This window comes from Flavobacterium fryxellicola (genome assembly GCF_900143245.1).
Lineage (GTDB): Bacteria > Bacteroidota > Bacteroidia > Flavobacteriales > Flavobacteriaceae > Flavobacterium > Flavobacterium fryxellicola.
In genome coordinates, this window is the sequence record NZ_FRDK01000002.1 from 552,951 (window position 1) to 568,318 (window position 15,368).

The 15,368-nt window shown below is 37.8% G+C and carries 3 protein-coding genes; 2 read left to right on the plus strand and 1 reads right to left on the minus strand.

The genetic code is table 11. The features are described 5' to 3' along the window. Positions 1 to 2: 2 nt before the first annotated feature. Entirely contained in the window at positions 3 to 8,906 is an 8,904-nt protein-coding gene (locus BUA03_RS06195; RefSeq protein ID WP_066077682.1) for a PKD-like domain-containing protein, read from the minus strand. Positions 8,907 to 9,370: 464 nt separating this feature from the next. Between BUA03_RS06195 and BUA03_RS06200 the strand changes: the two genes are divergently transcribed. Both BUA03_RS06200 and BUA03_RS16470 read left to right on the plus strand, forming a co-directional pair. Beyond that, complete coding sequence (locus tag BUA03_RS06200; protein WP_066077681.1) at positions 9,371 to 14,695, plus strand: reprolysin-like metallopeptidase; 5,325 nt, start codon at positions 9,371 to 9,373, stop codon at positions 14,693 to 14,695. Positions 14,696 to 14,755: 60 nt separating this feature from the next. Then, positions 14,756 to 14,977 (plus strand): hypothetical protein, encoded by a 222-nt coding sequence (locus BUA03_RS16470; protein ID WP_139255611.1) that lies wholly within the window; start codon positions 14,756 to 14,758, stop codon positions 14,975 to 14,977. The last annotated feature ends 391 nt before the right edge of the window (positions 14,978 to 15,368 follow it).

Genomic DNA, 15,368 nt, shown 5'->3' on the forward strand with positions numbered 1-15,368 from the left:
TTTTAATTTATAAGCACTAATGCTCCTTCATCCTTAATTTTTTTTCCGTAAAATGTTTTAGCGGTAATAGTGAAATAATAATTCCCATTTTCGCCTTCTTTATTATTGATTTTTCCATCCCAGCCTCTAATATTTTCTCCAGATTCAGAATAAATTAAACTGCCCCACGTATCGTAAACATCAAAATGGATATCATTTAATCCTAAAAGAACAGGAGCAAAATAATCGTTGATACCATCGTTATTGGGCGTAAATCCTGTTGGAGGAATTAAGCGATATCCTTTCTCAATCTCTAGATTGATTTGGTGTACATATACACATCCAAAAGGATAAGTAACCGTTTGACTGACCATATAAGTTCCTTCCTTTTTATAAATATGAGTTGGATTTTCTTCGGTTGAAAAAGTAGCATCACCAAAATCCCACGTCATAGCAGTGTAATCTCCGGTTGCAGTATTGGTAAATTGAATAGGATCTTCAATAGCGTAAATTCCGTAAGTACTATATCCTATTGAGGCAGTGGTAAAGGATGGCGTACCTAATTGAGGAATACCGACGTCAAATGTATACGTTGTACTGCAATTTCTAGAGTCGATTGCATTCAGCACCACTAATCCGTTTTGCGATGTACTCATTATTTCATTGTTAGGACCACTAACACTTCCACTTGACCAAACAAACTGATAAGGTGGAACTCCTCCTGAAGTTTTGGCAATAAAAGACTGCTTGACAACTTTAGTTTCACAGTTAAAATCAGTAACCGTCTCTACTTTTACATCTATGGCTGCCGGTCGGATAACTGAGTAGCTTCCAGTTGCACTACATTTCCTAGCATCAGTGACGGTAACCAAATAATTACCAGCAGGAATCGCATTCAAATCCTCTGTTACAGCACCATTTGACCACGTGTAAGAGAAAGGCGGTGTTCCCCCTGAAACTAATAAATTAATTGCACCACTATTAGCATCATCGCAATTTAATGCATTGGTGGTATTTGCAGCTAAGACTAATAGTTGTGGTTCAATTATTAAAAAAGTTTTAGTAATTTGACACGGTGTACCATCAATTATTGTAGCGGTATAAGTGCCTGGTCCAAGATTATTTCTAGTTGTTCCGGCCAAACTGTTGTCGCTCCAAACTAACTTCACATTAGGTATTCCTCCCACTAAGTTTAATTTAATACTTCCGTCTCGAGCGCCAAAACAAGAAATTTGAGTAACATTGGGGTCCATTTTAAATATTGGAGTCTCGGGTATAGTTACTGTTATCGTTTTGATACAGTTATTAGCATCAGTAATCGTAGCTATATAATCTCCCGCTGAAAGATTGTCTTGAATTATTCCAACAGCCAAATTACTCCATAAAACCGTGTATGGCGCAACTCCTCCGGAAACCGCCAGACGAATGGAGGCATCATTATCGCCATAACAAACAATGGGAGTTGTAATGGCTGAAACTGTCACTAGGGCTGGCTGTGTTAAAATCACTGTTAGCCTATCGGTACATCCTGAATTATCGGTTACGATCAAATTATAGGTTCCAGCAAAAACAGCTATTAAATTCTGGCTGGCACTAGCAAAACCATTCGGGCCCGTCCAAGCAAAATTATAACCAGAAGTTGAAGGAGTCCCGCCTATTACAGTAACATTTATGGCTCCCGTTGCAGTGCCAAAGCACTTAATATCAGTTTTACTACCAAATGTTACATCTAAAACTGGCGGTTCTGTAATAGTAAAAGTGGCTGTTTTTGGTCCACAATTATTCGCATCCGAAACCGTTATTTGATATATTCCTGGACTTAAATTGGATAAATCTTCAGTGTTGGCGAAAGCGGTTCCATCTTTGGTCCAAGAAAAACTATAAGCTGAAGTTCCTCCACCCACCGTTATTTTTATTGCTCCATCTGAATCGCCAAAACAAGTGATGTCTTTTTCCAAGTTAGTAGTGATTGCAAGATCAGCTGGCTCTGTAATGTTGACTTCCTGTATTTTTTGACATCCGTTAGCATCAGAAACGGTTAAATGATAGATTCCTGCCACTAATCCTGTGGCACTTAAAGTTGTGTTCGCAATGACGGTATCCCAAGAATAGGTTAGTGGTGCTGTCCCTCCAGAAACAGATACCGTGGCTGAACCTGTACTTTTTCCGAAGCATTCTACATTGATTTGAGACGCAATAGAAGTCACTAATCCATTTGGTTCGGTTATTACTACTTGTTGAATTGTTGAACAAGTGTTGCCATCGACAACCGTTACGGAATAGGTTCCTTTAGCCAGATTGATCCCTGTTGCAGTTGTTTGCATTGGTGTCGTATTCCATGAAAAAGTATAAGGAGCGGTGCCTCCATTTGGCACAATCGTTGCTGATCCCGTATTACTTCCCGAACAGGCAACATTAGTTTGTGCTGAGATAGAAGTAGAAATTGCTGCTGGTTGTTCAATTGTAACGGCGGAAGTTGTTTCACATCCGTTAAAATCAGTAACCCTGACGGTATAATTTCCTTCCGTTAATCCAGTCGCTGTTGCCACTGTTTGAACGGGTACTGTATTCCAAGAATACGTGTACGGCGCTGATCCATTTGTAACAGCAACAGTCGCCTTACCATCACTTCCACCAAAGCAGCTTACGTTATTAAAACTGCTTATAGATGATTCCAGCACGGCTGTGGGTTGTGTGATAGTAACTTGTTGCACTTTTGTACAATTATTGGCATCTGTTACCGTAACAGTATACGTACCCGCTGAAAGTCCGGATGCTGTCGCTGCAGTATTATTTGTCAAAGTGTTCCAAGAAAAAGCATACGGTACTTCCCCTCCACTAACAGCAATAGTGGCCGTTCCAGTGCTGTTTCCAAAGCATAAAATATTTGTTTGCGCACTTATTGATGTAACCAAACGATTTGGTTCCGTAATTACAGCTTGATGGGTAGTTGAACATGAATTAGTATCCGTGATGGTTACCACATAGGTTCCTGCTGTTAATCCGCTTGCCGTTGGCGTAGTCTGAATGGGAATTGTATTCCAAGAGTAAGTCAAAGCTCCACTACCTCCAATAGCAGTTACGGTCGCGCTTCCCGTACTGTCTCCAAAACAAAGAATATTTGTTTGTGCACTTATCGAAGCAGTTATACCTGAAGGTTGGGAAATAATAACTCCTACAATTGTTTTCACACTTCCGTTGCTATCGGTAACTTTGATGTCATAAGTACCTGCAACTAATCCAACGAAAGTATAATCCAAAGAAGAATTATTTAGACTACTCTGAACGATGCCTCCGCCCTGTAAAATTAATTCATATTTGTAAGGTCCGATGGATTGCTGGGTAATAACCACTTTTATGCTACCCGTTAAATAGCCATTACAATAAATGTTAGCATGTGCCGCTGTATCTTCCTGAATGACTAGGGACTGAGGTGCGGTTAAAGTAAAAGATAAAATTACGGGATTGCATAGTCCATCATTTATGGTGAGCGTATAATCTCCTGCAATAAGATTAAAAATATCTTGGCTTGAAGCCAAAAAACCACCTGGTCCTGACCACGAGTAGGTATAAGATCCTGAGCCACCTGTTACCGCGACAGCAATAGACCCATCATTTGCACCAACAGCACTAAGGTTAAAACCGTTATAATTGGACAAAACACTGGAAGTTCCAATTGCTGGATTTACGGTTATGCTGTACGTTTTAGGTTGACCTTGGCAAACCACTCCGTCATTTAGGGTTGCTGTTGCTGTATAAATAAGCATAAGTGGATTTGTCGTGGTATTCGTTAAAGTTTGAACAGGAATTACCGCCGTTGTTCCTGATGTTGTTGCTCCAGTAATTCCCGGAGGAATTGAAGCAGTCCAATTAAAAGTTACACTTCCAGTAGTTGGGCTTGATAAATTTATTGCGGCAGCATCACTTCCCGAACAGATTTTCTGATTCACACTTGAGAATACCACTTTGGGAGATGGATTAACCGTTATTACTACAGGAAAAGCTGTTCCTGCACAAGTTCCTGATTTTGGAGTTACCATATAAGTTGCGATAGCCTTTTGATCGGTAACATTAACTAGCGTTTGGCTAATAGAAGATTGAGGTGTATTTTGTGCATTTGCTCCCGAAATGGCTCCTACCGGACTAATTACAGCCGCACTCCAAGTATAAATGGTTCCGGTTGGAATTTTATTTCCTGAGCCATCAACTGGTGTAACTGAAAATGCAGTAGTACTACAAATGGTTCGTGCCGATGGAGATGTTATGCTTGGTTTTGGTTTTACTAGTATGGTATACTTATAAGAAGCTCCCAAACAAGCCGTTACTCCTGCTACGGTTGCTGTGGCATTATATTCAATAGTTATATCTGTATTTGTGGTGTTGGTCAAGGTTTGTGCAGGAATAGTATTGGTTCCTGAAGTAGCTATGGTTTCACTTATTCCGGCTGGCTGGTTTGTTGTCCAGCTAAAAGTGACTCCCACAGTACTACTATTTAATGTTACTGCTGCAGCATTTTCTCCCGAACAAATCGTTTGTGGTGCAGGAGTAAAAGTTATCACTGGTGAGGGATTTACAGTAATTGTAAAAGTTTTAGTTGTTCCTGGGCATCCATTTATTGATGGTGTTACAGTTATGGTAGCAATTTTTGGAGAGGATGTGGCATTACTTCCTATAAAGGAAGGAATAGTTCCTGATCCGCTAGTGGCTAAACCTACAGATGAATTTGAATTTGTCCAACTGTATGTTGTGCTAGGAATATTTCCTGTCAAAGGAATAGCCACTGTTGACAAACCATTACACACTTCCTGATTAAGGGGCTGTTCGACAGTTGGAGTCGGATTTACGGTAATTGTAAATGATTTTGATATTCCAGGGCAACCATTTGCCGTAGGCGTAACAATTACAGTCGCAATAAGTGGAGTTGTACCTGTATTCAAAGCGGTAAAACTTCCAATATTTCCAGTTCCAGAGGCCGCTAACCCTATCGAAGGCGTATCGTTGGTCCAGGCAAAGGTAGTTCCAGCCACGGCGCCATTAAAGCTAATGGCTGCACTGGACTGGTTGTTACATGCAGCCTTGTTGGCTATTGTATTGACTATTGGCAAAGGATTAACCGTAATTGTAAATATTTTTGACATTCCCACACAACCATTTACTGAAGGCGTTACCGTAATTGTTGCTGTTATTGGAATCGTACCTGAATTTGTTCCCGTAAAAACAGGAATATCATTTGAACCAGATAAAGTGCTCAATCCTACGGCTAAACTAGTGCTAGACCAATTGTAAGTAGTACCTGAAACGTCTCCTGAAAAAACGATTTGAGTACTGGCTTGACCAGCACAAAGAATTATATTGTTTAAAACATGAACCGTTGGCTTTGGATTTACAGTGACAACAACATCAAAGGGAAGTCCGGGACATCCACTTGCCATTGGTGTTACCGAATAAGTTGCTGTCTGGGGTATTGCGGTTAAGTTTGTCAAAGTACCGCTTATAGTAGAAGCATTCGTTCCTGAGACGCCACCAGATAAACCCCCTGTAACAGTTGGGATGTTCCAAGTATAGGTCGTACCACTTGGAATTATATTTGGGCTTGTATTAGATGGTGTTGTTGTAAATAGTTCACCGCTGCAACTGGTGGAATTTATCGTGGCTGTTATCGATGGCTTTGGATTTACCTTAATGGTATAATTAAATACCGCTCCAAAACAGGATGCCCCACCCGAAAGTGATGCAGTTGCTACATAGGTAATTAGTATAGGAGTAGCAGTACTATTTGACAATACCTGCGCCGGAATGGTGTCCGTTCCGCTTGTTGTCATTCCTGTAATCCCTGCCGGAACAGTTGCAGTCCAATTAAAAATTACTGAAGGTGTAGTGCTACTAAGGGTAACTACCGCACTTCCATTCCCCGAACAAATAGTTTGTATACTTGGAGAGAAAGTTACCACTGGTGATGGATTAACCGTAATTTTAAAAGTTTGAGGTGTTCCTGGACAACCATTTGCCGAAGGTGTCACCGTTATTACAGCTGTAATTGGTGTTGTTCCTGAATTTGCAGGTACAAAAGAAGGAATAGATGCAGTGCCACTAGCTGCCAATCCTATTAAAGCATTAGAATTACTCCAGGCATAAGTGGTCCCAAGAACTGCACCACTGAAAGTCTGCACTGCTGTTGCAACTCCTTTGCAATATTCTTTATCTAGAAGCGGTTGTAAATTTGGAGTTGGATGTACCGTTATCGTAAATGTTTTTGGTGTTCCGGTGCAACCAGAGGCATTTTGTGGAGTGACAGTAAGTGTCGATGAAATTGTAGTTTGACCAGTATTAGACGCTGTAAAGGCCGGAATTGGTCCGGTTCCAGAAGCGGCAAGACCTATAGCAGTACTACTATTTGTCCACGAAAAGGTGGTTCCAAGTACAATGGGACTAAAAGCAATACTGTTTTGATTGGCATTGTTGCATAAAGTGATAGAAGCAATAGTATTTACTGTTGGATCAGGGAATACTGCTATCGTGAATGTTTTTGCTGTTCCTGTGCATCCATTTAGGGTTGGCGTCACCGTTATCGTAGCTGTTAAAACAGTCGTTCCGACATTAATCAACGCAAACGGGTTGATATTCCCTGTTCCATTGGTAGGCAACCCAATGGCTGAATTATTGTTTGTCCAGTTGTAAACGGTATTGGGGATACTTCCCGCAAATAATATGGCATCAGATTGTTGCCCTTTGCATTTTGATTGACCTGAAATTACATCCACTGTTGGCGTGGGGTTGATGGTAAAGCTAACTTTTGTAGCTGTTGTTGTCCCACATTCATTCGTTACTACTAATTTGATCTCATAGTTTCCCGGTGAACTATATGAAATGGAAGGCGTTGCACTTGTTGACGTCGCTGGTATTCCTCCTGTAAATTCCCAAGCATAAGTAGCGGTTTGTATCCCGCAATTTCCTACTATAGCTATTGGATTTATAACTGTAATAGGTAACGATTGGCAACGATTGGCAATCGAATTGATGCTGACAGTAGGCGGTTGCTTAACGATTACCGTTTTAGCTAAAGTTGTAACGGGTCCGCAGGAATTCGTCATTGTAAGTTTTATCGAATATGTCCCAGGAGTAACAAAATTGAACGTGGGACTTGCTGATGTTTCACTTCCCGTTACATAATTCCAAACGGCTGGTGCAGCACCACAAAATCCACTTGCATAAGCAACTTCCCAAGCGTAAAGTGGCGGAGTACAGGGATTTATTATACTCGTTGCATTTGTAGTTACCACATTTAAGGGAGAACACCCTTCAGTAGTATTTAAAGTAAATTGAGGAATGAAAGGGGATTCGATGCAAATTGTGCTTGTGAAAACCGAAGGATTACCGCAATAACCATAGGTCGTCAAAGTAACTGAATAAGTACCTGGCGAAGTATAACTATGATTAATATTTGGAATTCCAGTAGATGTTATACTTGAAATAGGACTTCCATCACCGAAATTCCATTCGTAAAGTGTGTTTTGTACACAGCTCTGATTCAATGATGGTGTTGAATTATTTATAAATACAATATTTGAATTAACACATCCATTAATTGGATTTGCAAATTTAGAAACTGGAGGTCTTAAAATGCTTATTGGTGAGATAGTAGATTTTGTTGTTCCACAAGAATTAGTCATAACTAAAGTCGCTGTTATACTTGCATTAGGACAGCTTGTAGAGTCATATATATGCGGTACTGGATAATTAGCAGATAAGGCTGGATTAATAGAATTATAATAAACCGATTCATTTAATTGCGTTTGGGTTAAAACAAGTGGTGGCGTATTATCCCCATAATCAATTGTATAGATTGTAGTAGGTGAGTTTTTACCCCAGTTTGCTATAACAAAATCTAAATTGGGAGTTGGAGCACATAAGTTTTCTGTACTACCAGGACTACTCAAACTTCCAGAAGGATTAGACTCGTTTTTTACAGTATACGTTTTACTACTTGAACAACCATTTGAACCTGTAGCGGTTATTACCATTTGAAAAGCACCTAATTTCGTATAAGAATGGTTTACTGGAAAACTAACATTAGATGTTGAAATACCATCTCCCCAATTTATTGAATAGGAACTAATACAAGAAACTGATGCTGACAAATTTTCTACAGAAATTGAATAATTTGGGTTCGATGCAGATGCTGAACCACAATTACTAAATTGATTGGACAGATTCAATGGATTAAAAACAACATTGTTATCTTTAAAATTTACATTGGGCTGCTGTTTTATTGTTACTGTCTTCGTTATTGTATTTGAACAGCCACTGGCGTTTGTAACCGTTAACGAAACATTAAATGCGGCTGTTCCGCAACCTAATGAAGTAAAAACAGCTGATGGATTTTTAAGAGCAGATGTAGTTCCATCCCCAAAATTCCAAGTGTAAGTAGTTCCAGAGCTTGTTGTATTAAATTGAACTGCAGTTCCAGAACATTCGTTATCAGTAAAAGTAAAATCTACAACTGGAGGCGCATTAACAATTACGGTAACACTTCCATTTTGCGGAATTTCTGTGATTGGCATCGATCCGTCTCGAACACTTAGTAAAGCATAGACAAAACTTCCTATAGCAGCCGTTGGCACGTTGATCGTTGCAGCATTGCCTGAGGTAGTGGTTACAGTAGGTTGTTGCACTCCATCTATCTTATAGGTAAACGTATAAGGTGCCGTTCCTCCCGCTCCCGTAAAAGTGATTACCGGCAGGGCTCCCTCTTTACAAACAGAAGAGTCACTGGTAGTTATGGTTGCAGAAGGGGATGCGAAATTAGCGTCTCCTTTATTTAGGATTTTTTTTTCCTTTATAGCAAAGCTGCTGGTGACTTTAGCGCTTAATTGAGGAACTGAAAATAGTAAAACAAAGAAAAATAGAATCCTGTAAAGGTGTTTCATAACTGTATTTTAAAAAAGTAAACCGAGAATTCATCCGTTTTCACTGTAAGAAAAAAGATAATTTTGACCAAATATAGCGTATTCGTTTTTGACCTTTTTATGGTTTGCAGTAAAGACACCATTTTACAAATAAAAAAAGAAATGCAACAAAAGTACTGATGCTTAAAACAAACAATTAAATGATCCTCTAGTAAGCAATTTCAAGGTGATTCACAGCATTATGTATCGTATTGCAAATAGGCATTTGCTGTTGTGACGACTGGCTGTTCGAAACTTTGTAGCAAAATGGCAGCAGACAGAAAACTTTTTTGTTTCATTTTAAAAAACACCCATCATTTAACAATTTAAATAGCGAAAACGTAGTCATGGTGTTTTTAATTGATTAAATAATACGTTAAACCGTAAAAATTATTGTTTTTTTTAATTATTTAACATAGTTTTGGCCTTCCAAAACCAAATCCTTTATGAAGAAAAATTACTTTGTAGCTTTATTTATTATTTTGCTATTCCATCAATTCTCTTACAGTCAATCTATTAACAATTGGCAGCTGAAAAATAACTCAGAATTATCTAAAGTAGTTGCTAAGCCGGAGAGAAAAATTATCCCAAACAAATACAAAGTTTTTTCATTAGATTTCAAATCTTTAAAATCTAACTTTAAATCAGCATCAAAAAGAGATTCTAATAATAGGCTTGCAACAACGTTACTTTTAGACTTCCCTCTGGAAAATGGTACTCTGGAAAGTTTTATTATAGAAAAAACCAGTGTTTTACACCCCGATCTAGAAGCTAAATATCCAGAAATTCAATCTTTCTATGGGGTAAGTAAAAATAATCCTTTAAATAAAATCTATATAAGTATGTCTCCTGAAGGCTTTACAGGTGTTATTACTGGTGAAAAAACTATTTACATAGATACTTTTTCAAAAGATGATGTCAACACCTATATTGTGTACGATCGAGCAGAATATGAAAGAAGCTCGAATGATTCCTTTGTATGTCATACAGATATGGATGAAGATCCAACAAAACCTGTATCTAGCAATTCAAAGACAACCAATCTAAAAGACTCAAAATTAAGAACATACAGAATTGCTATCGCCTGTACCTCTGAGTATACCGCTTATTATGGAAATACTATAGCAGGAGCTTTAGCAGGTATAAATACTACTATAACACGTGTCAACAGCATTTATAGAAGGGATTTAGCAGTACAATTTCAAGTCGTAGCTAACAACGACCGTTTAATTTACAAAGATAATTTCAACAAAGACGCCACTCCAGATGCAGACCCCTATGATAATTATGATGGTGGCCAAATGTTGGGAGTAAATACAGCAAATATAACAGGTTTAATTGGAGTTGGGAATTATGATATTGGCCACGTTTTTAGTACTGGAGGTGGAGGAATTGCTAGTACTGCTCCGTGTGGAGCAAACAAAGGTGCTGGTGTAACTGGAATTGTGACGCCACAATTTGATCCTTTTGATATTGATTATGTGTGCCACGAAATTGGTCATCAGTTTGGCGCAGGACATACCCAAAATAATGCATGCCAATTTTCTCCTGCTTCTGGTTTAGAGCCAGGAAGTGGTTCCACAATTATGGGGTATGCTGGAATTTGCCCACCAAACATTCAAAATAATAGTGACGCTTATTTCCATGCAATCAGTATCCAACAGATGACAACAACCATCAATGGAAATACTTGTGAAACAGAAGCCGTAATAGCTAATGCAGCGCCAACTATTGCAGCACTAACAAACTATAGCATTCCTAAATCAACACCGTTTATCTTAACCGGCGCAGGAACTGACAGTAATGGTGATGCGCTTACTTACAGTTGGGAACAAATGAATGGAACAACAGGTGGTGTAACTGGAACACCATTATCTACTAGGACTACCGGACCCAATTTTAGGTCATTTTCACCAACGACTTCCCCTTCTAGAACTTTTCCAAACCTTGATGCTATTATTAGCAATACAAATCCAACTTGGGAAGTTTTGCCAAGTGTAGCACGAACTTTAAATTTTAGATTGACAGTAAGAGATAATAATTCTCTTGGAGGACAAACTAATCAAGGAAATTTGATTGTTACAATAGGAAATGTTGGGCCATTTGCTGTAACGTCTCCAAATGCAACTACTACTTGGTATGCAGGTGAATCGAAAACAATAACTTGGGACTTCGCAGGTACAGATACAGCTACTTATGCTTTAAACGTAAATATAAAACTGTCTACTGATGGAGGACTTACCTATCCGACAACGCTGTTAGCAAATACTCCAAATGACGGAAGCCAAGCTATTACAGTTCCAAATACTATTGGAACAAATAATAGGATAAAAGTAGAAGCGGTTGGAAACATATTTTTTGATATTTCCAATGCTAATTTCGAAATTAAATCAAATAAATTCGACTTAGTAACTTCTCAATCTACTGTTTCCGTTTGTAAACCCGCTAATGCTGTATACACTTTAAATTATACTCCTGCTCCAGGATTTAATGAGACGGTTACATTTTCAGCTATAAATTTACCCGCTGGAGCAACTGCAGTTTTTTCCCCTACAACAAGAACTACTGCCGGTTCTGTCACTATGACTATTTCAAACACAAATTCAGTAACAATAGGAACATATGTAATTAATGCAAGAGGCACATCTACTACAGCAACTATAAATTTACCTGTAACGCTAAATATTTTTGATAATACAATAGGAAATGTAGCTTTGTCATCACCTATAAATGGTGCAGAAAACCAACAAACTTCAGTTTTATTACAATGGAACAGATTAACCAATGCATCGTCTTATACCATTGAAATAGCATCAAATCCTAACTTTTCTACACTTATTGAAACTGCCACAATTGCTTTAAATTCATACCAAACTACAGCCCTAACCTCTGGAACAATAAATTACTGGAGAGTTAAACCAAATAATCCTTGTACAACAGGTGCTTATTCAGAAACATTTACTTTTCAAATTGCTAGTGACTTTTGTAAAAAATACATTAATGTAACTTTTTCTCCTAATGCGGTATGGGAATTAGGAACTACAAATGCAGTAAGTGCTGTGATTGATATCCCCGACAACATAAATATTAGTAAAGCCAGTTTTTATATGAAAGCTAGCCATGCAGCCATCTCAGATATAAAAATGCAATTTAGCGGACCAACAGGAATCTTTGTAGAAGTATATAATAGAGATTGCACTGGAGCTAATTTTGATGTAACTTTTGATGATGCCGGAACCCCATTAACTTGTGGAAATGTTGATCCACTTACAACAGCAGCTTTAGAGGGAATTCAACAAGCCAGCCAACCTTTAGCTAAATTCAACGGGTCAAGTTCTCTTGGAAAATGGACTTTACTCGCCACGGATAGAGTTGCCGCTACATCTGGCGGAACTTTTACAAATTTCGAAATAACCATCTGTGGTAAATTACAAATTGTAAATAACATTGCTTCCGTTAAAAACACTGTTAATTTACCTATTGGTACTACGACCACTGTTTTACCAAGTAAATTAGAAGCTACACAACCTACCGCAACAGCTTTCCAATTAGTATATAAAATAACACAACTCCCAATCAATGGAATTTTAAAATTAAATAATGTTGCTGTACTTGTTGGTGGGACTTTTACACAAGCTGATATCAATAATAATTTAGTTAGCTATACGAATAATGGCATAAACACAAATGCTGACAGTTTCAAATATGCTCTTACTGGAATAAATTCTGCTTTTTTAGGAGGTCAAACTTTTAATATTACAATTTGTTCCCCAATCACACCTACATTTAACCCGGTGGCTGCTATTTGTTCTGGAGCTACATTGACACCTTTACCAACTACATCCTTGAACAGCATTACAGGAACTTGGTCACCAGCATTAAATAACACTGCAACAACTACTTATACATTCACTCCAAGCGCAGGACAATGTGCAACATTAGCTACGCTAATCATAGGTGTTGACCCTGTATCAATAGGCGGTGCCGTAAATGGAGGAGCTGCTATTTGTGCAAATTCAACAAGTGGTCTTTTGACCTTAACTGGATTTACAGGAACTATAATAAATTGGGAAAGCTCAGTAAGTCCATTTACAACATGGACAACCATCACTAATTCAAACAACACTTTTACCTCAGCAGCCTTAACTGAAACTACTCGATTTCGAGCTGTTGTAAAAAATGGGGCTTGCAGCATCGCAACCTCTGCTCCAGCTACTGTTACTATTGAAAATACAACTTGGAACGGAACCGCATGGTCTAACGGACTACCAACAGCGAACAAGGGTTTAATAATTACCGGAAACTTGACAGCTGACTCCAACTTAGTTGCTTGTAGTTTAATAATAAGCAACAATGCCGTAGTTTCAGTACCAAGTGGGTTTAATTTTATTATTGCTAATGACATCAATGTAGCAGTGGGATCGTCATTAACTTTTGAAAACAACACCAACTTATTACAAACTAAAAACACTAATAGCAACTCTGGTAAAATAATTATAAAAAGACAAACTTCAGATTTGAAATTATCAGATTATGTTTTATGGTCATCACCAGTTTCTGGACAACAATTACAGTCGTTCTCCACAGCTACCCTATCCAATCGTTTTTACACGTATAATCCAAGTACCAATTTGTACAACGCAATCGTTCCTACAAATAGTTTTGCAACTGGAACTGGTTACTTAATTCGCATGCCAAATAATCATCCTACATCACCAACAATTTGGGAAGGCCAGTTTCAAGGGGTTCCTAACAATGGGGATTATAGTATTCCAGTCACAAACAATGCCTTTAATGCTATTGGGAATCCATATCCTTCAACTATAAATGCCAATACTTTTATTGCGACAAATACGATTACGGAAGCATTGTATTTTTGGAGAAAAACAAACAACACTGCCACTTCTTCTTATGCCACGTACACCACGGCTGGAGGAACAGCTAATGCAGGAGGCCTAAGCAGTATTGTACCTAACGGTATTATTCAGGTGGGTCAGGGATTTCTTGTAAAAGCAACAACACCAAATATTGCCTTCACTAATGCTATGCGTGTAAACAATACCGCCAATCAATTTTTGAAAACTAAAGAAACGGAGTTGCACCGAATTTGGCTAAATCTTTCCAAAGAAGGTACGCCTGTAAACCAAATGATGATTGCTTACATGCCAAAAGCAACTGCAGGAATTGATCCAGCCGTAGACGGAAGATACATTAATGATAATGCAACAGCTCTAAACTCGCTGATTGAAAATGAAGAATTTGTAATTCAAGGACGAAGCCTTCCTTTTATTGATACAGATGTTGTTCCGCTTACTTTCAAAACTAACCTTGCGGGTAGCTTTACCATCGGGATTGATCATGTTGACGGTTTGTTTACTGACAGTCAAAACATTTTCTTGAACGATAAGGTTACAAGTGTGAATCATGACTTGAAAAAGGCTAACTATTCGTTTACTGCAACAGCAGGAACATTCAATGATCGATTTGAAATTGTGTACAAAGGAAATTCGACATTAGGTCTTGCAGAGGGCGTTTTTAATGAGAATACGGTGCTTGTTTACAATCAAAAAGGAATGATGAACATCAATGCTGGTAAACAAACAATAGCTGCTGTAAAAATATTTGATATTCGAGGAAGATTAGTTTATGAAAAAAACAACATCAATTCGTCTCTAACGGCATTAGATTCCTTTGTGGCCGCGCATCAAACCTTGATTATCCAAATAACATCTGACGAAAATAAAGTAGTCCGTAAAAAGCTGCTGTATTAGCGATAGTTTTGAAGTTTAACCTAACCAACTACATCAGCTTATAATCATCAAAAAGTAAAAATGAAACATACTTTATTAAAAACATATAGCACACTTTTTTGCCTTTTCTCTAGTTTTTTATTGTTTGCAATTCCACCGGGGGACGAAAGTGATACGGGAAATTTAGAAAGTGCTGATGCACCTGCTGCACCAATAAACGGTAAATTGTTTATACTGGTCATTGCAGGAATAATTTTCGCTTATTATACGTTAAAAAAATCAAGAGAGAAACAAGCCGCTTAAATAAAACAATTTTCTTGTTTAGTTAACTACTAAAAGTAAAAAATATAATCAAAATTCGAATCTAAAATTTAGATCAAAGTCTTTTAAATTTAATTCTTTAAAACCAACAATTTAAAAAAAACAACTATGGTAATAATTATAATATTAATAGAACTCATGAATTCACTTACTGTAATACTAACCAATTAAAAATTATTTTGGTATTACTATTAGCAGGAATTATAGCCAACAGTAATTAAAAACAGTTGGCTATAACTACCTATTTTATGATTAAAGGCAGCTAATGAAATTAGTTATATGCTGCTCCCCAAAAAACGTACAATTTTTTGCTTTAAATTAAGATAGGATTAAAAACCTTAAATTAGCAGAATTATGTCAAGAACAAGAAGAG